The 22,451-nt window shown below is 43.1% G+C and carries 26 protein-coding genes; 2 read left to right on the forward strand and 24 right to left on the reverse strand.

Going from position 1 to position 22,451, the window contains the following annotated elements:
* Positions 1-93: 93 nt before the first annotated feature.
* The 16 genes from BLS69_RS11780 to BLS69_RS11850 all read right to left on the reverse strand — a co-directional run bounded on the left by BLS69_RS11780 (position 94) and on the right by BLS69_RS11850 (position 13,053).
* Positions 94-498 (reverse strand): DUF4259 domain-containing protein, encoded by a 405-nt coding sequence (locus BLS69_RS11780; protein WP_091031710.1) that lies wholly within the window; start codon positions 496-498, stop codon positions 94-96.
* Positions 499-702: 204 nt separating this feature from the next.
* Positions 703-1,347 carry an HAD hydrolase-like protein gene (locus tag BLS69_RS11785; protein ID WP_091031713.1) on the reverse strand — a complete coding sequence of 215 codons (645 nt, stop codon included), beginning with the start codon at positions 1,345-1,347 and terminating at the stop codon, positions 703-705.
* 238 nt (positions 1,348-1,585) lie between these two features.
* The gene (locus BLS69_RS11790) at positions 1,586-2,305 is read right to left on the reverse strand and encodes a ferritin-like domain-containing protein (RefSeq protein WP_091031715.1); all 720 of its coding nucleotides are present in this window, start codon (positions 2,303-2,305) and stop codon (positions 1,586-1,588) included.
* Between the two features lie 572 nt (positions 2,306-2,877).
* On the reverse strand, positions 2,878-3,318 hold the full coding sequence (locus BLS69_RS11795) for a hypothetical protein (protein WP_091031717.1): 441 nt from the start codon (positions 3,316-3,318) through the stop codon (positions 2,878-2,880).
* Between the two features lie 373 nt (positions 3,319-3,691).
* On the reverse strand, positions 3,692-4,186 hold the full coding sequence (locus BLS69_RS11800; RefSeq protein ID WP_091031720.1) for a hypothetical protein: 495 nt from the start codon (positions 4,184-4,186) through the stop codon (positions 3,692-3,694).
* Positions 4,187-4,433: 247 nt separating this feature from the next.
* Positions 4,434-4,955, reverse strand: a complete 522-nt coding sequence (locus BLS69_RS11805) for a GNAT family N-acetyltransferase (RefSeq protein WP_091031723.1) — start codon at positions 4,953-4,955, stop codon at positions 4,434-4,436.
* Between the two features lie 140 nt (positions 4,956-5,095).
* Positions 5,096-5,467 (reverse strand): metallophosphoesterase family protein, encoded by a 372-nt coding sequence (locus tag BLS69_RS11810; RefSeq protein ID WP_091031725.1) that lies wholly within the window; start codon positions 5,465-5,467, stop codon positions 5,096-5,098.
* Positions 5,436-5,576, reverse strand: coding sequence for a metallophosphoesterase (locus tag BLS69_RS32930; RefSeq protein WP_143023571.1), 141 nt, complete (start codon positions 5,574-5,576; stop codon positions 5,436-5,438). The genes BLS69_RS11810 and BLS69_RS32930 overlap by 32 nt, the downstream gene beginning before the upstream one ends.
* Before the next feature lie 266 nt (positions 5,577-5,842).
* Complete coding sequence (locus BLS69_RS11815; RefSeq protein WP_091031728.1) at positions 5,843-6,373, reverse strand: P-loop nucleotide/nucleoside kinase family protein; 531 nt, start codon at positions 6,371-6,373, stop codon at positions 5,843-5,845.
* Positions 6,374-6,611: 238 nt separating this feature from the next.
* Positions 6,612-7,316: a hypothetical protein gene (locus BLS69_RS11820; RefSeq protein ID WP_091031731.1), complete on the reverse strand. Its 705-nt coding sequence runs from the start codon at positions 7,314-7,316 to the stop codon at positions 6,612-6,614.
* A 335-nt stretch (positions 7,317-7,651) separates the two neighbouring features.
* On the reverse strand, positions 7,652-8,749 hold the full coding sequence (locus BLS69_RS11825) for a Gfo/Idh/MocA family protein (RefSeq protein ID WP_091031733.1): 1,098 nt from the start codon (positions 8,747-8,749) through the stop codon (positions 7,652-7,654).
* A gap of 247 nt (positions 8,750-8,996) precedes the next feature.
* A complete protein-coding gene (locus BLS69_RS11830; RefSeq protein ID WP_091031736.1) occupies positions 8,997-10,169 on the reverse strand; it encodes a Gfo/Idh/MocA family protein in 1,173 nt (390 codons plus the stop codon).
* Positions 10,166-11,080, reverse strand: a complete 915-nt coding sequence (locus BLS69_RS11835; RefSeq protein ID WP_091031738.1) for a sugar phosphate isomerase/epimerase family protein — start codon at positions 11,078-11,080, stop codon at positions 10,166-10,168. The genes BLS69_RS11830 and BLS69_RS11835 overlap by 4 nt, the downstream gene beginning before the upstream one ends.
* Before the next feature lie 340 nt (positions 11,081-11,420).
* Positions 11,421-11,918 carry a metallophosphoesterase family protein gene (locus BLS69_RS11840; protein WP_091031741.1) on the reverse strand — a complete coding sequence of 166 codons (498 nt, stop codon included), beginning with the start codon at positions 11,916-11,918 and terminating at the stop codon, positions 11,421-11,423.
* A 256-nt stretch (positions 11,919-12,174) separates the two neighbouring features.
* A complete protein-coding gene (locus tag BLS69_RS11845; RefSeq protein WP_091031743.1) occupies positions 12,175-12,609 on the reverse strand; it encodes an Rrf2 family transcriptional regulator in 435 nt (144 codons plus the stop codon).
* 66 nt (positions 12,610-12,675) lie between these two features.
* Complete coding sequence (locus tag BLS69_RS11850; RefSeq protein WP_017689054.1) at positions 12,676-13,053, reverse strand: DivIVA domain-containing protein; 378 nt, start codon at positions 13,051-13,053, stop codon at positions 12,676-12,678.
* A gap of 198 nt (positions 13,054-13,251) precedes the next feature.
* Between BLS69_RS11850 and BLS69_RS11855 the strand changes: the two genes are divergently transcribed.
* Positions 13,252-13,818 carry a TraR/DksA C4-type zinc finger protein gene (locus BLS69_RS11855; protein ID WP_091031745.1) on the forward strand — a complete coding sequence of 189 codons (567 nt, stop codon included), beginning with the start codon at positions 13,252-13,254 and terminating at the stop codon, positions 13,816-13,818.
* A gap of 187 nt (positions 13,819-14,005) precedes the next feature.
* Here the strand turns inward: BLS69_RS11855 and BLS69_RS11860 are convergent, their stop codons facing one another.
* From BLS69_RS11860 to BLS69_RS11890, 7 genes are all read right to left on the reverse strand, one after another.
* Positions 14,006-14,701 (reverse strand): ArsR/SmtB family transcription factor, encoded by a 696-nt coding sequence (locus BLS69_RS11860; RefSeq protein WP_091031747.1) that lies wholly within the window; start codon positions 14,699-14,701, stop codon positions 14,006-14,008.
* Between the two features lie 134 nt (positions 14,702-14,835).
* Entirely contained in the window at positions 14,836-16,125 is a 1,290-nt protein-coding gene (locus BLS69_RS11865) for an MFS transporter (protein WP_091031750.1), read from the reverse strand.
* Positions 16,126-16,386: 261 nt separating this feature from the next.
* A complete protein-coding gene (locus BLS69_RS11870) occupies positions 16,387-16,662 on the reverse strand; it encodes a barstar family protein (RefSeq protein ID WP_091031752.1) in 276 nt (91 codons plus the stop codon).
* 14 nt (positions 16,663-16,676) lie between these two features.
* Positions 16,677-17,117, reverse strand: coding sequence for a ribonuclease (locus tag BLS69_RS11875; RefSeq protein WP_091031755.1), 441 nt, complete (start codon positions 17,115-17,117; stop codon positions 16,677-16,679).
* A gap of 270 nt (positions 17,118-17,387) precedes the next feature.
* Positions 17,388-18,395 carry a Gfo/Idh/MocA family protein gene (locus tag BLS69_RS11880; protein WP_017689060.1) on the reverse strand — a complete coding sequence of 336 codons (1,008 nt, stop codon included), beginning with the start codon at positions 18,393-18,395 and terminating at the stop codon, positions 17,388-17,390.
* A 2-nt stretch (positions 18,396-18,397) separates the two neighbouring features.
* On the reverse strand, positions 18,398-18,772 hold the full coding sequence (locus BLS69_RS11885) for a replication termination protein (RefSeq protein ID WP_036609188.1): 375 nt from the start codon (positions 18,770-18,772) through the stop codon (positions 18,398-18,400).
* A 515-nt stretch (positions 18,773-19,287) separates the two neighbouring features.
* Complete coding sequence (locus tag BLS69_RS11890) at positions 19,288-20,436, reverse strand: acyltransferase (RefSeq protein WP_176872691.1); 1,149 nt, start codon at positions 20,434-20,436, stop codon at positions 19,288-19,290.
* Positions 20,437-20,508: 72 nt separating this feature from the next.
* Here BLS69_RS11890 and BLS69_RS11895 point away from each other — a divergent pair, with 72 nt between their 5' ends.
* Complete coding sequence (locus BLS69_RS11895; RefSeq protein ID WP_256332284.1) at positions 20,509-20,901, forward strand: YidH family protein; 393 nt, start codon at positions 20,509-20,511, stop codon at positions 20,899-20,901.
* Positions 20,902-21,071: 170 nt separating this feature from the next.
* On the opposite strand, the gene BLS69_RS11900 is transcribed toward BLS69_RS11895, so the two are convergent.
* Positions 21,072-21,674, reverse strand: coding sequence for a general stress protein (locus tag BLS69_RS11900; protein ID WP_091031760.1), 603 nt, complete (start codon positions 21,672-21,674; stop codon positions 21,072-21,074).
* Between the last annotated feature and the right edge of the window lie 777 nt (positions 21,675-22,451).

Here is a 22,451-nt window from a genome sequence, read left to right on the forward strand (position 1 = left end):
GGAACCCTTCCAGCAGACCACGGCTCCAACGGAGCCACAGCTTGAATATTCTGTTATGTGAAGTTCCCTCTTCTCGAAAAGCTATCAATTTCTTTATAATCGATTTTCTAAGTCATTTATTGTATTTAACCAGATCGGGTATTCTTCTGATTCTTCCCACAGCTCTTTTAGTTCTGAATCTTTCTTAATTTTCTTAACTGCTCGTTTAGCTTTTGAAATGAGTTTTTTTCCTTTACCTTTATGTTTATCAATCCAGTCATATAGATCCTCTGTATTACTTTGATTATTCAAAATTTCTGTCCCAGGATTACCTTGTAATGCTACAAGGATCTCAATTGCGCCTAAAGCATTGGAAGCTAAATCTGACTCAATATAATCTTCTTCTAATATTTCTTCAATCGTCTCTTCAATTAATTCGATGTCATCAGAATCAAGTAAATCTGCCTTCCAATCTAATACTTCATCGTTCTCGAAAATTCCAGTTCCCCATGCTCCCATCAATTAACCTCCAAAAAGTGTCATTATGTTTTAAAGCTCTTAGGGACATAACGTTCCTGTATTCATGAACCCCGTAGGGGGTGTCTGCCGAACGAAATCCTTGCAGACCAAAACTCCGTGAGGAGCCGCTACTTGAATATGATGTTATAGGATGTCAGTGTATTCTTCCATAACACTTACACAAATATTCCACTTCCCATGATGTTAAATATATTTTTTCAATTCAAGTAAATCATCAATAATATAATCCGCTTGTTTAAGCTCCCATTCTTGGGCAAAGTCAAATCGACAACCAAAAGCCTTCAATCCATTGTTTTTTGCTGCATTGAAATCAGAGATCCTGTCACCAACTACAGCAGCGTTGTTGATGTGATATTTCATAAGGATATATCTAACTAAGTCATCCTTATTCTGAGTCTCTATTTGTTGGATGCTAAAGGTTTCTGTCACCCAATTATTTAACTTGTAACAGTTAACGATAGCATTGAGGTATTCGATTAGTCCATTACTTGCAATAAAAATTAAGCAGCCTTCCTGTTTTAAAAAATCAAAAACTTCTTTGACATGCGGATAAAGCGCACCTTTGCCATAATTAATATTTGCAATTAGCTTCTCTAGGAAGATCTCGTCCACAATTCGTCTGATTTCGTTTGAATGGTTCGGTAGTAGCGTTTCCCAAACTACTGGTAGAGGAACTCCCATAATTTCACGATATTTTTGAGTTGGAGTTTCACTCGACCATTCGTTACGAGACCTCAAGACAGAAAATGTTTCTTCTAACGATAACTCTAAGATTTTGTTTGTTTGAAATAGTGTACCATCCATATCGAAAATAACCGCTTCCAGCATGATTTCACTCCTATTCAGAGTTTGAAAAATTTATTTTGTATTTTTATACGCTGATTTCCTATAACGTTACTGTATCCACGACGCCCCACCGACTTAAGCCACGTTAGGGAGCGACCGCGATGCGGTTAGTCCGTGCGGATGTGTCCGCCTGATTCCACTTCCCTGCCAATTCCCTTCGGGCTGACCGAGGGAGCGCCAGAATCCAAAGCTTGGATATAATGTTATCTGACGTAAACCTCTACAGTGAATTAGCTATAATCTTCTTTGTTAGGTTAAACTCATGACGGCATTCATAGTAATAACTTTTGAGTTTATATCCCCCAGCTTTAAATACAGGCTTATGTTGATACCACACTATAATTAGCGTTCCTTCAAAAAGGATTCTACGAAGGATATAAACTATTCTGTTAAAGAGAACGTTTCTATTTTGAGCAAATTTATGAAGTGTTTCGGATTGAAACTGAACATGTTTCTCCTCATCACTTAAAATCTGATTACATAAATCTATTAATACTTCTGACTTTGTAGATTTTTGCAAAGCTTTATAGTACAACTTAGCAATGATCTCAGCAGTTAATAGAACAATGACTGATTGTTCTAGACTCGCATATTGACGTAATCTTCTAAATACATTGTCCACCCAATGTCTACGAAGGAGTGGGATTCCCTGTAACTTCATAAATCTGCCTAGATCTCTAGCGTGCCTCTGTTCTTCTTTAATGAATTCTATAAGCGCTTCATAGTAATCCTGATCTTGTGTCTGATGTACATATTCTTGCGCACGTTTAATTAGATGTTTACCTTCAGAGTTTTCTCCTAATTGAAACTGTTGAATTGACTTAATGATTATTTCTCTTTCATTAGTTGTTAATTTATAGTTGTCATCCCAATGAATATATTTGAGGTTTTGATTATTTCTTCGATAATATTGAACCCATGCCGAGAAAGTGATATTCATTATTTGCTCCTAAAATGTAATAGTTTTATGTCAGATAACGTTGCGCATTTCTGACGTCCAAACGGCTTAAGGACCGGAGGTCCGGGTGGCTTTGCCACTTAGCCGGTTGGATGTGTCGCCTGATTCCACTTCTCCGAAATCCCTCTTGAAGACCGAGGAACGTCAGCGACGAAGCAAAATGCATTGTTATACGCTGCCCCTTCTTCTTCGATTCCACATCCTTATATGTCTTGTGTGTTTTATGTATTTAATATGTCTTTACGTGTTTTATCTTTTGCTCCTATCAAATCCGTTTCCGCATAGGAAAGATCCCCTCATTTACTCTCGTACGCCTTCAGCAGTATCAACTTTGGTTTGTGTAGTAACTTCATCCAATGAACGCTAGCCTTATAAGAGGCTCGTGTTCCTCAGACCGGAGATTTGCCGATGGCTTCATTCAGATTCCTGCTCACGTTGGACACCCCTGCCTTAAGCTATGGCTTACTTCTAACCTCACCATTCGGGACTTAATCCTTGATATAGAATACATGCTGAACGCACAATCAAAATTTAAGAGGATTGTTGTCCTCCCTTTAATTCGCAATAGACAAATATGTATTAATGACATGCACAATACCGAAAAGTACTGTTGGTATAATAGCCAGATAATTTTGAAGCCAAATCTCAGCTAATATAAAATATACTACCGGGAGAACGGCCATCATCAAAAAAAATATCGAGTTTGCGTTGCCTGTAAAATACAATATCCATAGCCCATAATAAAAAATCAACATTATTGCCATACCAATTATATACGGACATCGCATTTCAGATGCTTGTTTTCTTACAACAAATATCAGAAGAAAGAAAAATATCGCCTGACTTCCGTGCTCCAATACATCTAAAATCAAATGGCTATTTGCATGGTTTCCTGATATATCTGACGCAGGAATTAAAAAATAAAATATATTTGGTATCATTGGCAATAAAAAGATTATCAGACCCTTCCATGAAAAACCAAAATGATAATTCATTTGATCCTCTCTTTCGCATAATAGAAATATTCTTTAGTTTGCACTTTATTATGAATCCGCTTCGCTGGTATTCCTCTTGATGACCAATAACTAACGATGTGGAAATTTATTGTTATATGTTACACCTTCTAATATTCCGTTCATCCTGGTTTTCAACTGCTACGTTGTAAATGTATTCTTTCACCTATATTTATTATTTGTTATTAATTGGTTGCATGGTTTAACATTCTTATGGGGTTGCGTATAACGTTCCTGTATTCACGACCTAGCGAATGCTAGGTGTCCGGCGAATGCCGGGCCAAGGACGAATTTCCGCAGCGTGAATATTATGTTAGCTGATGTCACTGCCTTCCCGAGAAGCCTTCAACAATATTTAAAAAATCACTAACTTACCTGAAGGCCATTTCCCTTCCCATCCACAAGGCGGATGACCTATAGAATAGATATATAATATTTGTTCTGAGTAAAATCTATTATATTTTTTTCTCAACTTACTTAAATAACTGTATTCCATAATTATATTTAAGATATCCCATCTAACACATTCACTGAATACATCCTCTAGTTGGAACTCATTTCGAGTTCTAACCAGTTGCTCGCTTAACATCGTATTGATAATTATCTTTGCTTCTTTGACTATGGCATTCCAATGTAAATACTCTTTCGAAAAATTATTATGTAAATACAAAGTCAACTGATTCCTGGCCTTCAAAGTTGTTTCTTCCCATTCTCGAGAATTATAATGTTCAGACGCTTCAACCCAAGAATTAGTATATATTACGGTTTCACTTTGATAATCTCTTATTCCACATTTACTAAACCACTGAATTTGATATAGCATTTTTATTATTTCTTGGTTGATCTCCACGTAATAGCTCCCTCAAAATATTGAATTTGCATTTATTTCAGCTAACGTCTCCCGCATTCACGAACCCGAGAGGCTTAAGCTGCCACGGCGATCTAACGAAGTGATCGCCTGGCCGGGTCGAAAACTTAGCCTCGCAGGTGTTGTCCGCTGATTCCGCTTCTCCGAAATGCCTCCAGCGGACCGAGGGAGCGGCAGCGGACGACGCTTGAATGCCGTGTTATATGATTTCGACTCTTCATCGAATTGGCTACAAATTCTCTTGTTCAAATTCTTTAATGAAAAATAAGTTCAAATCATCATCCACTCGAACCATCTCGCCAGGAAGAACTTCTCTTCCATTATAGATAACGCCATTCCCATCAGGGACGTATCCCCTCTTGTAATACATCCTTTGTGCAATTCCATAATCCTTAAACAATCCGACTCCGATTCCTATCCGTTTGTATTTAATTCTTGCAATACTCTCTAATTCATCAACTAATCTTGTCGCTATACCATGTTTTCGGAATTCCGGAAAAACATCTAATGCATTGACCTCTGGAATCTGATGATTATAAAAATACGGATAGTCAGATTCATATTTCAGATGACATATACCAGCTACAGTGTGGTTCACTAAAGCAATCAACGTAACACAAATCCCCGACTCATTCTCTTCAAGACAACGTTCATAATATTCGTCAGTTCGATGTTTATTGTTTTTTTCAAAAGCATTCTTCCAACCCACAAGTAAATCTCGGTTATCAAGTTTTTTCAACTGTACTTCCATGTAGAATCATCCTCACTATTTAGTCGGTTTCATATAACGTTCCTGTATTCATGAACCCCGAAGGGGTTGTCTGCTGAGATCCCTCTCCGAACTCCCTCTAGCAGACCAAGGCTCCAAAGAGCCGTTGCTTGAATATTATGTTATGAGATGTTACTGCCATCTTTGAAATCTCTCTCAAGTTGGTTCCCATGAAAAGCTTTTATCATAAACTCTCTGTCTGGAACTTTTAACTGCTCAAAAGACTCCAAAAATGCTTTATTATCATATGTGGTTCCTATAAGTTGAATATTCACTGTTCTTTTTTGCAGTTCTACTACCGCGTATCTTGCAATCGCATGATCATTACAACCTAAAGCTCCAGGATTCAAATAAACTCTTTGATCTGTCTTGAAGTAATGGATTGGATGATGATGACCGAAACAAACGAGACTATAAGGTGAGCCTTCATACCTTGCGTCTAATTTTAATCCCGAAGGTGTTTCATCTATTATTTCTCTTTCTCCATTCTTCATATGGTAATGCGTTATTAATATTTTTTTTTCCGCGGGAAACAATATCAGAGAATACGGCACTCAATGCCGGATAATTACCATGAATATCCGTTATAATTGCAATCTTCATTTATGCTTCTGCTTCAATCACTTTTATTTATCTTCTATTTTTCTTGCAATAATTTCTCATAACGTTCTTGCATTCACGAACCCGAAAGCCTTAAGTGGAGCGAAGCGCAACGGGTCGTCAGACTTAGGCTCGCAGGGTTGTCAGCAGGATCTACTTCTCTGCCAATACCTCTGCTGACCAAGGGACGGATGTCCCGATGCGTTAATGCTTTGTTATCCAATGGACTTACCACCTTGAATTTACTTTCATTATCTATACTTTTATTTTCATTCATTTATATATTCAAGTACTTTTGGAAAGTAATCTGAGATTGGTTTCGATGAATCTACTACTATATACTTCTCTTCTTCTGGTTTTTTACTGTTTTTTATAGTCTTATAAAATTCTTCTTCTGATGATGGTGCTTCGATTTGACTCAGAAGTCTTTCTCGATTTTTTAATCGATTTCTTATTATTTCAATGTCTTCTATATAACATTCCACATACTTATATCTCTTTTTGTGTTTTCTCGCTAATTCAAGTCCGGTTTCTAATAAATTTCTGTACAAACAAGGACTATCCATAATGACACTGTGTCCATTCGATAAATGAAAATCCACCAACGACCAATCTACATCATAGGATAGTTGTCCTATTGCTTTACCTTCCATCGTGTTTCCTTGTGATGATAACGATTTTAAAATTGCTGTTTTGGAAATGTCATGATCGACAATGACAGCTCCAGTTGCTAGGCTAATCTGTCTTGCTAATGTCGACTTTCCTGATCCTGGGAATCCTGACATCTGTAAAAAGAACATAATTTACACCTCTATCCTCAAATGTAGTATTGTAAGTCTTTCGGATAACGTTCCTGTATTCACGAACCCGAAAGGCTTAAGGCACCACGTAAGTGCCGGGTCGAAGACTTAGCCTTGCAGGGTTGTCAGCCTGACTCACTTCTTTGTATTAACTTCTGGATGATCTAGGGCCAAACGGCCCGCAGCGTGAATATTTTGTTATCCGAAGTATTCGACTTCTCGATTAATCTACAGAACTTTATTTCTTATTAGCTCTAATAACTAACAGAGCTTCTCTCAAATTATCTGCAACATCTCTTCTATTGAGCAATTCATAACTATCTCTATCTAAAAGCAACTCATAATCTAATGCGCCACAAAGCATATTAATTCGCCCATAGCCGGGGGCCATTGGAATAGCATTGCTCTTGCCCGGTGCCGCGTGTTTTGCCATATTCATTCTATATAATTCAACCAACCGATATACTGGTTCTAATTGAACCCAGCAATATTCAACTTCATCCCTAAAAGACTGTTCATCTCGATATTTCTCCAATTGTCTCCTTCGAGCATGTGATGTTATATTCATATCATCTTCATTATCAGCAAGTGATTTTAGTTTTAAATCTATCCCACCGTTTTTGAAAAGTTTAGAAAAATCATACTTTCGTTCCCGCCACATACGTAGAACTTCATATAATGCGAAAATCCACATTTGAGAGAATGCTCCTACAGTCATTGCTTCATAAGATGGTGTTCTCTCTTTCTCAAAATACGTTTTTAATAAGTCAGACTCGAATTGAGTAATGTTAGGGTCAATAATACCAATATTCATTGCCTGCATTCCAAGAAATAAATCATCTCTATAGAATGGGAGAGACCTAAGATCATTTGCTATTATTGAAAAGTCAATATCGTCAATTGGCAAGTAATCTCCACCATGCCTTATAATTACTTCTTTCATTAAAAAACCTCCTTTATGCTTTATCTTGTCTATTTTAGATTTATCGAGTATTTCGGATAACATCGTATCTACGAACTTCGTAAATACCTCTCTTTTTAACGAATATCCGAACTACATATAATATAACCCATAATAATCCATCTGCGAAGTCACCAACGTACTCAAAAAAGCAGCCCGAGTGAACTGTCCTATATGTTAGCCATAACTAACACGTTGGATACAGTTTAACACCTGGGCTGCTCTTTCCTCACTCAACAATAGAAGAATCGCTGATAACCTTTCAGTGATCAAACTTTTCTCCCCTTGCTCCCCTTGCTCCCCTTCACCTAAAACATTTACTTCGCTCCGCTACTCCACACCACACGTTCGCTCATCGCTTTATGCTGTGCAATCAGACAGAGTTCTGCCGCTTTGAATGCATGTTCTTGTGTCATGGCTGTCTCGGTGCGATCCAGACAATCGCGAATCAGCTGACCGAAGAACGGGTACCCGACCTTGCCTTTTACATTGTAGCGGTACTCCCCTTCATGATTGACCAAGTACACCTGATCCCCTTGAGATTCCCTTGCGATGTCGATATACTTCCGCAACTCGATATAACCGTCCGTTCCCAGAATAACGGTACGCCCATCGCCCCATGTGCCAAGACCATCCGGTGTGAACCAGTCCACTCGGAAGTAACCGGAAGCACCGTTGTCACCAATCAGAGAAGCTTCGCCGAAGTCTTCCAGATCCGGGAACTGTGGGTGATTGAAGTTATGCACACGACTGAACCCTACCTCCGCGTCTGTACATGAGGCAAACGTCAGAAATTGTTCGATCTGGTGACTCCCGATATCACAGAGAATGCCGCCATACTGCTCATGCTTGAAGAACCAGTCGGGTCTTCCTCCTGCATTTAAGCGATGCGGGCCTGTACCCATAACTTGCACTACTTTGCCGATTGCCCCTTGTTCAATGAGCTGCCCCGCATAGATCGCACTTTCTACATGCAGTCGTTCACTGTAATACACCATGTACTTCTTGCCTGTTCGCTTCACTTCTTCTCGTGCAAGCTTTAATTGCTCCAGCGTGGTGAACGGGGCTTTGTCTGTAAAATAATCCTTGCCTGCGGCCAGAACTCTCATGCCAAGCGGCGCACGATCTGAAGTGATCGCTGCACTTGCCACCAATAACACCTCATCATCTGCAAGCACTTCGGCTTCAGATCCAGCAACTTGAGCCTGTGGGAACTGCTTCTGAAATGCCGCTACCTTCGCCGGGTCCGGATCATACACCCACTTGAGGGTAGCTCCAGCCTCCAACAATCCCCCAACCATGCCGTAGATGTGTCCATGATCCAGCGCAACAGCAGCAATCGTGAACTCACCCGGACCACATACGACCTCTTTTGTAACACTTTTTGGTGCATAGAACATCCCGTCTTTAGCCATGTCATCCCATCCTTATTATAAAATTATGATTACAATGAACTCGTCTATATAAGCTGAACTAGAGATTATTCACACAGACACTACGATGACAGAATACCCTTCCAATCGCTGTTATCCCCAGATTTTTTGATTCCCTTTTCCAAAGGGGAAAATCCGGGGATAAAGGCGAACGCTTCGCTTTTCCAGGTTTTTTCTGTCCTCTCCGTTACGTGTAAATGATTAGTTCAACTTATATAACAAATCGTCTTCATTTAAACGTCTGACTCAGATCAGCAGGTTGACTGCCACTGAATGTCTTGTCTTTCTTCGCCGTTGATCCAGCAATACGTTCTTGCAAATGCTCATAGAACAGATCCTCATCGATCGGCAGATCCACCCAGTTATCCGTCCAGGTGGACAGCAACATCGCATTCGATAACGTCAATCCGTGTATACCATCCTCACCGGGAGCAATAAGTGGTGCGCCTGTACGAATCGCATCAACCCAGTTACGAATCAGACCCGGATGCCCCGTTTCCACACCTGTAATCGGAATCTCGCATTTCCAACATTCTGGCTGTCCAAAACCTCCGGTAAACCGCTGATTGAATTCAGGCTCAGATTCCCGAAGTCGCCAGAACGTCAGTTTTCCATCTTCGATCACGATTTTACCTCGGTCTCCGTTGACCTCGAATCGATTGGTACCCGGTGCTTCGCCAGTAGTCGTTACAAAGACACCTGTTGCTCCATTTTCATACTCTACATAAGCCGTTACATCATCTTCCACTTCAATATTCCGATACTTGCCAAACGAACAGAAAGCACGCATTCGCACCGGCATCATGCCGATGGTCCACTGCCACAGATCCAGTTGATGCGGGTCCTGGTTAATCAGTACACCGCCACCTTCCCCTGCCCAAGTTGCCCGCCAGCCGCCGGAATCATAGTAACTTTGGGATCGGTACCAGTTCGTAATAATCCAATTGGTACGGCGTACCTCGCCCAGTTCCCCTGAAGCAATCAAGTCTCTCAGTTTAATGTAGAGTGGGTTGGTCCGCTGGTTGTACATCATGGAAAAGACTTTACCGCTGGCTGCGGCCGCTTCATTCATCTTGCGTACCTGTTTCGTATATACACCGGCTGGCTTCTCAATCATGACATGCAAGCCATGCTGGAACGCCTGAATGGCCTGTTCTGGATGGTCATAATGCGGCGTTGCAATAATGACTGCATCAATCGTACTCGAAGCCATCATCTGCTCAGCATCCTGCCAATAGGTTACCGTTGCCGGAAGATGACTGGATACCCAGCTCTCCATCTCTCTTCTTACATCACATACGGCGACCAGCTCTGCACCGGGTACTTCTCCAGCCACCAACGTTCTGGCATGTGCTGCTCCCATGTTTCCTATACCAATAACTGCTACTCGTACGATACTCATGACTGCTCCTCCTCGTCCACACGACGCTCAATTTCGGCGAAAACGTCTGCAAAATGCTGTAACATCGCCTTGGATTCCAAGGCACCACTAAAGTCCTCTATTCCGTAAAATCCGTCATACCCGACGGCACGAAGATCCCGCACCATCTGTACCCAATCGACCATGCCTTCAGTCAGCGGCGTCCAGTGACATTTCCAAGCTGTATTCAGAGTCACTCCGCTGCTCTTCTCAGTCACATTAGCCTTTTGCGAATCTTTCCCTTCTGCTTCAAACCACCCGGCATTTTTTACATGTACATGAGCCAGATAAGGGCCTAACAACTCAAGTCCCATCCGATGATTCTCATATCCTTCATGCACCATATTGCCCGGATCGTACAATACACCAACATGCTGCGGGTCCAGCGATTGCACCAGTCGATAGGCCAGCGAAGCTGTCGGTGCAATCGTCTGATGATGCGTCTCTACAAGGGCCTTGATCTTGTACTGTTTGGCTAGATCCTGTACTTCACTCAGATAATGAACGGCTTTACGATACAACTCAGGATAACTGGTCTTGCGATCATATCCGGGAACACCAACACGCATCATCGAAGCTCCTAACCCTGCTGCAGCCTGAAACGCCTGCTCTGTAGCAGACAGATCACCACAATTCAGATACGGTACGAGTGCAATGGATCTTCTACCTTGGCTTACCGCCGCTTCACGGAAAACAGGAATCTGTTCCTCCCAGCGACTCGGATCTACCGAGCATCGATTATTTCTCCAGTAAGAAGGTTCCTCGGATATCGCATACTCAGGAATTCCGCGAAAACGCCACTCGATTCCATCGATCCCGGCTGCTGCTGCAGCTGATGCCAACTCTTCTGCATTCAAATCTGGGGTAGCTACGGTGAATACAGACAATTTCATCTATGTTCCATCTCCTTATGTAAACGTATTCAATTCATGTCGTAAAGGCATTGTATCACCACACTGAACGTGACCATAGGGGAAAACGCCAACAGATGAATGACAGATAACGAACAGAGCACATTCCCCATTCAGAGATAACTTCCAAGAGAATGATGTGATCAAAAATCAAAAAAGACATCCTTGGAACAGATTTCAATTCTGTTCAAAGATGCCTTGTACAATAATTATATATAGGATGTTTGATGAAAAGGTTCCCTATCAGTTATCCAGTCGCGACTTCAGAAGCTGGGTATTCTGGTACTTGTACTCTTCCGACTTGCAACCAGCGCATATCTCTCTAATCCCGATCAAAGAACACGTGTTCAGCCTGTATTTTCCCCTGATCTATAGTCATGATGCCAAATGAGTATTGCTTCTGAAAACGCCGATCCGTAGGCGACCCCGGATTAAATACCAGTGTGTTGTCCACGGTATGCATCACCGGGATATGTGAGTGTCCGTAGATCACAGCATCCACATGCTGGCCTGCAAAGGTATGAATTGCATTCTGCTCCGTACCCTTTGATCCCAGATGACCGTGCACAAGCCCCAGACGAATTCCTTCCACCTCAACAATACGGGAATATCCCAGTTTTTCAGCGATTTCGGACGGGTCCGTATTACCAGCTACACCTTCAACTGGTGCATACTCACTAAGCAATGGGTATACGCTCCAATCCGACCAGTCACCAGCATGAAGAATGAGATCGGCACTGGACAGTACCTCAAGGAGCCTAGCCGGTAATTTCTGTGATTTACGTGAACAATGCGTGTCAGAGATTACTACAATTTTCATATAACAACCCACCTTTCCTTTAAGAGGTCGTTCAAAAAGTTCGCTTTTGATTACGAAGGATGCCTAATCGCATCGCAGCATCGAATATGGAATTCAGCCGAAATAAGCATATGCTTACGAAGGTTGTTTCCTACGGAAACATTGTAGTTGCTCACGTAGTTTCCTACGCTCCGCTACTCCATTTCTAGCTTCATCCCATCTTCTCGGTACTGAAAACCACCCTTTTTGAACATGCACTTTAAGTCTTTATTGCAATCTATTCTGTCTGTGATGGAACAGCTTGCATCTGGGAACTGGAACGTTCCATATCTTCGAGTGTAATGGATGCAAAGAACTGCTCTACCTTCTCCTCGGCAACCTGATACAGATTGGTCAGCAAGCTGTCAATATGCAAGCCCACTTCACAATCCGGGTTACAATTGCCGTGAATCGGGAACAATGGGCCTTCGTCCTTGGCAGCCTGATAGATCATGGCTAATGTGATTTCACTTGATGGCTTCGCTAAGTAGAAGCCTCTTGTTCCAGGAGAGGAGTTCACCAATCCTGCCTTTTTCAGCCCGCCCAGAATACGTCTGACGACGACAGGGTTGGTATTCACGCTACCTGCAATATGTGCAGACGTGATTCGTTCAGGCGCGCTGAGTGACAATAACAACAAACAATGCACACTGACCGAAAAATGAGTACTCATGATTAACCACCTTTATTTGATATAATCCAAGACATGCTGACCTTATTCAGAGAACAGATCCTTCTTTTATTCAGAAAACAGATCCTTTTCAGGACGTGCTCTGATCTTGAGCTGTCGCACACTGTATTCCAGTTGTTTCACAATATCATCCAGCTGTTTGCGATCAATCTTGGTCGGATCTTCCACCGGTTTCGCGGACGACTTGAGATCACGGATCGTTAACTGCTGTTCTTGCCATTTGTCCATCAGATCTGCAATATTGGCATAGAAACGTTCGTAATCTTTGATGACCAGATCAAGATAAGCATCTACCTCATCCGGATCATAACCACGAAGTTTATAATTAAATTGTTTTTCATGAATCGATAACGCATCTAGCTGCACACCCAATTGTTTGAACAATTGTCTCTGTTTATCCAATCTTCGTTTCATATGTTCATCCATATTGACAACCTCCATTATAAGCCAAGCCGTGGTTCTATTTCCTGTAAAGAACATACGGCATTTTCTCTCTCTATTTTTTATAACACATAATCCGTCAGATATAAAATGATACAGCCCTATTCCTTACGAAATGATTGCTTTTCATCCAATTCGGGTAAAGACTCACTACACCCCACAACGGGAAAGGAGCATGTCCTTATGAGTACATTAACTAAAGATCAACGCCAAGAACTGAAAAACGCCCTTTTGGAGCAACGTGAAAACTTGCAGCGTCATTTTGAATCCAGCATGGAAGACGGTGCTCCAGTCGAGTCGCTGAAAGATTCAACCGGTGAGCTGTCCTCCTATGATAATCATCCGGCAGATGCCGGTACAGAAACATTTGAACGTAGCCGTGATCTGGCAATTGACGATACATTAACAGACGAATTCAATCAAGTGAACGACGCATTGGAACGTATGGAGCAAGGTACATATGGAACCTGTGTAACGTGCGGAGAAGATATCCCCTTCGAACGACTTGAGGCTATCCCTTATACCGCTTACTGTATTGATGACACGCCTAACCGGGAGATAAGCAACGATCGGCCCGTTGAAGAGGAAGTAATGACCATGCCTCCAAGTGGTGCGGGAGAAGGAAGACAGCAGCGGGCCGGCAAGTTCGACAACGCAGATGCCTGGGAAGCGGTCGAAGAATATGGTACATCCAACTCCCCCGCAACCGCAGCCAAACGTGATGTGAAGGGCTATGATGAGAACATGTAACATCGTTATGAACTGAAACGGTAAGCGTCAAAATTAAATTGAATTCAATAGGCTGCTCCACCCGTAGCCATCCTCATCACGCATCAAAAAGCCGCCAATGGCGGCTTTTTCTAGTTTTCTCCAATGTAGTCACACACGTGTTGCCGTTACTTACTTCCAACAAAATCACTGAACACTTTCCGTCCGCTTATTCTTCCGACTCATTACCAGATGATGCAGATTCCTGCCGTTTCGAAACAGATCCAGATGATTTCCCAGTTGATTTGGCCTTACCTGACGCAGCTTTTTTTTTCTCTTTTGCATCTGCTGTCTTGGAAACAGGTGTCTGCATTATAGGTTTAGAAAGGGCAGAAAATAACTGAAACACCTCATGTTCCCCTTGTTGATTCTCCTTCGTTGTATAGGGTTCACAGAGTTTTATGATGTTTTTATACAACTGCTCTACTTCCTCACGGGTTGCATACAGCGTCATGTCCGAGAGAAACATCCGATCTTCGTTTTCCGCCTGATGCATGAACCGCTGACGACTCTGTTCGAACATCTCATTTAATAATTTGAGGGTTTCAGACCGAAACACCTGTTTCAGTGGTGAATTTTCATTGTCTTCATCTTCATGACGGAGATGGATCTCTCCGGTGAATGGTTCGTAGTATTTTGCGATAATCCCATTAATCTCACGCGTGGAAACGATCGTCAGTAGACCAATTTTCTCCAGCTTTTTTACATGATAGTGAACTTTGGCTGGCACCTCACCCATCTGGTCGGCGATCTCTTTGACAGTGGATGGTCTGCCCTGCTTGTTAAACATATTCATAATCTGTATCCGATACGGATCGGAGTAGATTTTAATTTCTTCAATGGTTGAAAGAACCTTGTGCTCCATTCCTGTATCCTCATTTCCGGGGTACCTGTTGTCCATCAATGTCTCTATTATACCGCTCCGTCTGGGCTTCGGTCAAAACGAGCCGGAAATGAATGGATACAGAAAATCAGCAAATGATTGCTTCTGAATATACTTCACAGAGCACTTCGAAAACTTTTGCTAAATAACAGCATACCTGCGGACATGGCAAGCATAATACCGAAGACGATAAACAGAACAGGCATGCTCATCCAATCTGCAAGTGCTCCCGAAGCCAGGCTTCCAAGGGGGGCGACACTCACGACGAGCATACTCTGTAGAGCATACACTCTGCCCAGCATTTCGGAAGGGGTAACTTCCATCAGATACGTCGCCAGCGGGGTCGTAGCCAGTGGAATACCCAATCCCATCAGAAGACAAAAGACTGCTGCAACAGGCAGTTGGAAGGACGTCATATAAGCCGGGAGTGCCGTCATGGCATAACTGAGACCCAACATAACAACACCACTGATGACCAGAACACTTTTACGATAATTGGCACCCCTTTGCGTCATCCACACCCCACCAAGCACCATGCCTCCTACCATCAGTCCACTGAGCAGACTTAATCCCCCGGCGCCAGCATGCAACGTTTCAATCACATAGGGTGTACGGAGCACATTGAACGGCATCAGGCAGAAATTAACGAAGGCAAACAAGATGGAGACAATTAATAATAAGGCATGTTTACGGAGAAAATAAAAAGCTTCCGCCATTTCGGAGAATATACTACGTTTTTCGGATGGAACAGAATTCATATCAGATGATGTCTTATCTTCATTGTTAGCAGATTTTGAATCTTCAGGGTAGCCAACTCGACTCATTATTAAAGCACTAAGCGCAAACAACCCCGCATCAATCAGGATCGTCCAGGCAATTCCTATTGAAGCAATAAGAGTACCAGCTACTGCAAGTCCTGCGAGTTCGGCCACTCGGGTTGCGGAAGAGGACATGGCATTCCCCGAAAGCAGCATCGATTGGGGAAGCAATCGGGGAACACTGGACACTTCCGCAGGAGTAGTGAAGCATTCCAGCAAAGAATTCAGAATCGTGATGACAAACAGATGCCAGACTTCGAGTTGCCCCAGTCCAAACAGCAGCGCTGTAATACCCACGAACAACCCCCGGCCGGTATTGGTGATCACAATCACTTTTTTGAGAGACATGCGATCTACCAAAGCCCCGGCAAACAGACCCAGAAAGATACTGGGCAAGAAATTTACCGCCAGCAATGTACCCATCAGCACTTTTGAACCGGTCAAAATGTACACCATCCAACTGTAGGCAATCGAATCAATGGAATCACCAAATCGGGATACAACTTTACTAAGCATAAACTGCATATAAGGCTTGATTCGTATTAATTCCCCTATACCTTGCTTGCCTACGGCTGTGCTATCATTCATGAACTTCCACTCCCTAACGTTAAAATATTTTTCATGTTAATTTTATTTTAACGTAAGTTATGCAGAAATCAATACCTTCGTGAAAATAATTTTAACGATTAGTAAGTAAAGTAAAATCTCGCTCTACTTTCAGATGATTCGTAATCAACACAAAGACTTTTTGAACAACCTTTTCGAACAACCTCCTATAACACAAAAAAACAGACCACATGTGGTCTGCTCGGCTGGACGGATTATATTTGAACTGCCTTTATTTGCTGCCTACTTCTCAACACGCAATTGAAATCCAGCCTGTTCAGCCTGTACCTCCAACATCAAATCACGTACCCGGCCTGCTTCATTCCCCAGTCGTTCTTCGCTGATTCGGTAGTTGGTCCATCTTAACTCTAGTGGAAGTTCAACCGTACCCGTCAGGCAATCCCATAGAGCGTCGAGATTACCCCCATAAAAATCCGGCAGCTTCAACTTATCCTTTAATTGCTGATGAAGTTCAGCGCTACTAGCAAAATCTTCTCCATCCAGAATCACGGTGTTCATGGCTGCTCCTTCCTCTACTTCATGCGTGTAAATGATGCATAGTGATCTGTCGTTTTGTAGATGAGTCCATCATTGGAGTACACAATCCGATCCGAATTACGGAAGCCGGAAGTATAGTTAATATCCGCTTCGCGCCATGTACGTCCACTTGCTGAAGGCAGAAGCCCCTCCCGATTGCCAAATACGTCTCCGCCGATACTTTTCCCAGGAGCCACTACTGCCAAGTTTCCTTGTGAAGCTACCCAGCCGAGTCCTGTTGCTTGTGATTTGGTAATAAAGTTACATGGCAACGTTCCGTTTGCACTCAAATAATTTGCTACACCCGTAAACGTATTGATGATGGTACATGTTGCAGCAGATGCCTTCTGCTGTCCGACTGGAGTGAACTGTGAACCTGTGAGGAAAACAAACGTTAACAACAATGCCAGTAATGCGGTGGATATCAACTTTTTCATCAATCCGGCCTCCCGATCCTTCAAAGTAGATGAACGTTGTCACGATATGCATCCTGCAAGCTGTAACTTTTCTAGTTGTGCCTTCTGCTAGATTATAGTAAACGAGTCATCTCATGACTATTTATATCACATCAATTTGGTAGAAATATAAAATTCAGACGATTAAATTGTAAAATATTATAATTGTAACATTTTAAGACAGAAAAAAAGACTCTCATCCCTGAAGATGGAGTCTGTATTTACTAGTATGTTTAAACTGACTTGACCTATCTAATCGATCAGTTGCACACGTTGACGAGTTCGAGCCGATTCCAGGCACGCATCAATCACGCGCATGTTTTGAATGGTATTTTCCGGACTGAAAGGTAGGGCAGCTCCATCAAGCACAGCCGTTGCAAACGTCTCCACCTGAAGCACATAGGAATTCGACACCGACACACGCTCCTCACGGCTAACCGAATCGGTGTGCACAATAATCTGAGGTGGAATATCACTGTTCTCCCAGCCAAACACCTTTGGCAGTTCAATCCGCCCTTCCGTCCCGAGAATCTCCATCTCCGCTCGTCCTGAAGCCCACATGCCACAGTCAAAAGTTAAAGCAACCGAATTCGGAAATTCTACCAGTCCCGACGCCATCATATCCACGCCATCATGCTCGTCCGAGAATAGAGCGTGTACGGTCACCGCTTCCGGTTCCTGTCCCAGATACATCCGTGCTGCCGAGATCGGATACACGCCAAGATCGAATAATGATCCGCCGCCCATCTCTCTTTTGAACCTTACATTTTCCTTGTCATCAGCGGTATTACACGTAAAGTTACCATGGATGGCTCTGACGATACCAATCTCCCCACTAGCTATAATCTCTTGCACACGTCTATGCTTGGGATGATATCGATACATAATCGCTTCTGCAAAAAGAACGCCATGCTGCTCACACGCCTCAATCATTTCTGCTGATTCATCTGCATTCAGGGCAGCTGGTTTCTCACACAACACGTGTTTGCCAGCCTGTGCCGCTTTGATGGTCCATTCTTTGTGCATATGGTTAGGCAAAGGAATATAGACGGCTTCGATATCTGGATCAGCGATGAGCTCTTCATAACTGCCATATGATCTGGCAATGCCGAGTTCTTCGGCAAGGGTTTCCGCCTTTTCTTTGCTGCGGCTGGCAATCGCCAACACCTCACCACGTTCGGACTGCTGGATTGCCGGAATGACTGCATTTTTGGCAATGGTTGACGTACCGAGTACACCCCACTGTAACTGTCTGTTCATGCTCATCTTCCTTTCGTACCGTAATTGTCCTCTTCTGCCTTGTGTAACATGCCGAGACAACGATCCAAATCCGTTTTGACCTGTTTCTTGTATAACTCAGCTTTTTCCGCACCATCATCCGTGAAATGATATAAAACGATTTCCTGAAAATCGACCTTAGGATCATTACCTTTCAGCTTCTTCGTGCGATAAAATACCCCCTGCTGTACCAATTCATGCAGTGCCCGATATACCTCGCTCTGGGGTGGAACATAACCGTAGTCTTTGAATTCCTGCTTCATCGCCTCCAGCATCTCGTAACCATACCCCCTGTGCTGTTCAACCATCGTAATTAGATACAGCTTGATAAATGCCCGCTGTGCAATCATAAAAGCCACGTTCATTCCCCTCCTGTCAGAACCTATATATCTAGTATTATAAAACTTATGTTCGGGTTCTGCCATCTTTCTCCGCTTGGTCTGCCTTTTATCCATCTTCAAAGAGGGTGAGAAAGAAATCGTGTGAATACGCGTTAGCCTGGGGGAAGCACGGAAAAAGGTTTTCTGTTGTGAATTTTTCATGTAATGAAATTTTAATTTTTATTCAAAAGAATCAATTTCATAATACCTTTAGCTGCTTCAATCAAGGCTGGATATAGATCGAAACGGTTCAATTTGTCTATATCCAGTTACAGAAATCCATTTTTAGTGAGTTATGAAATTGATTCAAAAGTTGTTTATTTCAGGGCTCAGGGAGTCGTGAGATCGAATTTTAATAATAAGAAAGACTGTGCACAAGCTGTAAAAGCTGTACTACCTGTGCTCCTGTATCTTGTGTTCGTATACTCTCGTACTCCCGTACACTTCTGTGCGGCTGTAGTGATCTATTATGAATTTTTCATATGTTGATGGATTCATTTGGTATGGACAGATTTCGGCACAGCTCCCACAATCCATTTCCCCCAACTTATACGCGAGATGAGCCACGTCAGCACACAGGATAATGTAAGAGCGACCAACCAGGTAATGATCATCCGAACGACAGGGTTCAAGCCCATAGCAACATAAAATAACTCATCCGGAATATAGCTGTACCGCAGCATCAACATATGCATCAGATAACCGCCATACGATACACCACCAATCCATCCCAGCAGTCGTGTAGCCCTGAGGTTATGAAGTTTTCCGGCCAGCTGGTACATGACCATAATAGAGGCTATCAGAAAGAGTGCCATATCCGGGCGGATCAGGCTGACCGTATAGAACGTAATTTTGATTCCCTCCGGCTTCTGAAACTCCAGCATTAATAAATAAGTAAACCGCAGACCCAGAACAATAAACACTGTCCAGTACATCCAGCGCAATCGATGAATCCATTCATTCCAATGCTGGACGGATAACCCCGCTGCTGCACCAAGCACAAAATAAATAAAGAAATAGAGGAAATTGCGGTCTGCATACGTTGTAAAAGCTTCTGTCAGCACCGGGATATTCAGCCATTCCATGAACTTGGCGATGTTTCTTAATTGATCCGCAAGTAAAAGATACACCACACCAGAAATCAATAATGCGATCATACGCCCCTTGGCCTCATATCGGTTATATACATAACGAATTGCACGCAAGAAGAGCGGAAATAACAGATAAAACTGGATCAACATAATAATGTACCAAAAGTGTGAAGTCGTTTTGCCAGTAATCAACTTCAGGCCTAGGTCCGGGATGTCATTCCATCCAAATCCGGTCCAGCCCCGCGGTGCAAGTGTAAAATAAATGAGTGACCAGATCAGATAAGGCACGATGACGTCGTTTACTCTTTTTCTCATGAACTGGCCATAATGTAGCTTGTCTCCCGTGTTATAAAACAGCACCATACCTGTTATGAATATGAATAAAGGAACTGCAAATTTGGAGAGCATCAGCAGTATCGCCAGTAACACACCATCCTCCAGTCTCGTCTCCGGGACTAAAGAGTAATGTGCGATGGAATGCTGGAGAACCACCGCTCCAAAGGCAATTCCCCTTAAGCTCTCTATTTCTGTAATTCGTTCTTTGCGAGGCATACATTCAGCCATCCTTTCTTGGTTTTACGATAAAAACAAAGTACAATGAAGCCGTATATCTAATGAACGGGGTTGATTCACATTTCTTTCACAGACAAAGACGTAACCACTATCGATTCCAAGTATGTCCAACAACATCTGGCCAACGAGCGAACTTTTCTGGCCTGGGTACGCACCGGTATTGCCATGGCGGGCATCGGCTTTCTTGCTGCCGGATTTGGTTTCAATTCGTCGGCGTATGATCGGCTTGCACATATTGCGGCGATTATTACCGGTATCACATCTCTGATTGGCGGCATATCCATCATTGTGTATTCGGCAGCAGCCTATCATCGGAAGCGTACACAAATTAATGAGCAGACGTTTCAGGCATCGACCGGATTAATTCGATTTCTCACATTGATGCTACTGGTGATTGGACTCGCTTTGGCTGTACTGTTATATGTATTGTTATTCCCTGCTTGACGGGGTAAAAACACCATCGCCATTATTGATGCAGACATGCAACACAGGGACAAAAGCCGGCTTCCCTTAAGGAAACCGGCTAATGACCATCTTGTGGATCATATATGTCATTCCGTTTTGCAGATAATAAGTCATTGGGTTTTATTTCATATCAACTCAATGCGGCAAGATTACAGGAATGTATTGTTACCGAATCGCGCTGCCTTGTTTTGGGCTTCCAATCTGCGTTCTTCCATATCCAGATCCGGACGTTCAGCAGGTACATCTGCACCATGAACTTGCGTTCTGTCCCGATTAAGTTGGCTGTTGCTGCTAAACACATCGTAAACATCGGTGTCCCGATCGGTGGAATCTACGAGTAACAGAATTTTGCCATTCTGTACATACTCCTCATACTGTTTAGCGTCCTCTTCCGGAATACCGAGACCTACCAGACCACCCACCAATCCGCCAGCTCCTGCACCCACGGCTGCACCGGTAAACGCTGCTGCGATAGGGCCTGCGGCCAGAATCGGTCCTATGCCGGGTATGGCCAGTGCACCGATACCTGCAAGCAGACCAGCCACGCCACCAAGTACACCACCTGTTGCTGCACCAGCAGCCACACCCTCAGGGGCTTTGGTACCTGTCTCTTCCCGAATTGCCTTCAATTCATCCCGATCTTGTGTAACAACGGAGATTTCGTCTGAAGTGAATCCTTGTGCTTTCAGACCCTCGATAGCCTGCGATGCTTCACGTTCTGTATTAAACACACCTACGATTTTCTTTTGCATAATGAATCCCTCCTCATCTGATTGAGTGGTTCGTTATGTTATTACCCGCCTTCGTTTCTTTCAAACGTTTGCAAGTCAATATACTATGTGTTGATAGTAAATAATTGCTGAGGTTCATTCCTTTTTATTCCTCATCAGGTTGCGCCTTCAAACTCAGGCATGTGATACGTTGTCAGGCATACTCTTACGCGGAAGGACGTCGGCGTCCAGATCATCTTAAAGTACAGGCTGGATGATCCTGGCGAATTGTCCAGACAATTTTCTAAGGAACCGAGGACGTCTTATTTAGCCTTCGGGTCTTCATTTAAGTTTGTAAGGAACATGAGACACGTTATTTACCAAAATTACCTGACAAACCCGTTGTAAACGGCTGGTTATTCAAATATAGCGTGTTTCAGATTCCTTAGATTACTACGGGCGCTTCAAATCGCTGAATAAGATGTCACAGGTTCGTTAGCACTCCGCTCCATGGTTCTGCTCCATCTTCAGCTCTAGGCACACGTCCAGTTACGCTTCGGCTTCGGCTTCGGCAGGTTTGAAGATACGCTCTGGGGTGTGCCTTCACACTCGAAGGAAGAAGACTTTGCCGAATTCTCGTTCCATGCCGGAATTTTTCGGCATGCGTGCCGGGGCACCTCAAGGGAAAGTGACGCAGCACGGGACGAAAAGGCAAAGTGACGTAACATGGAGCGAAAAGATAGTAGAAGATGCACGTTAGCGAGTTTGGAGACACGTCCTGGTTCAAGGGTGATTCTTTAAGACAGAGAATGATTCGAT

It is taken from the genome of Paenibacillus sp. CF095 (assembly GCF_900101225.1).
Lineage (GTDB): Bacteria > Bacillota > Bacilli > Paenibacillales > Paenibacillaceae > Paenibacillus.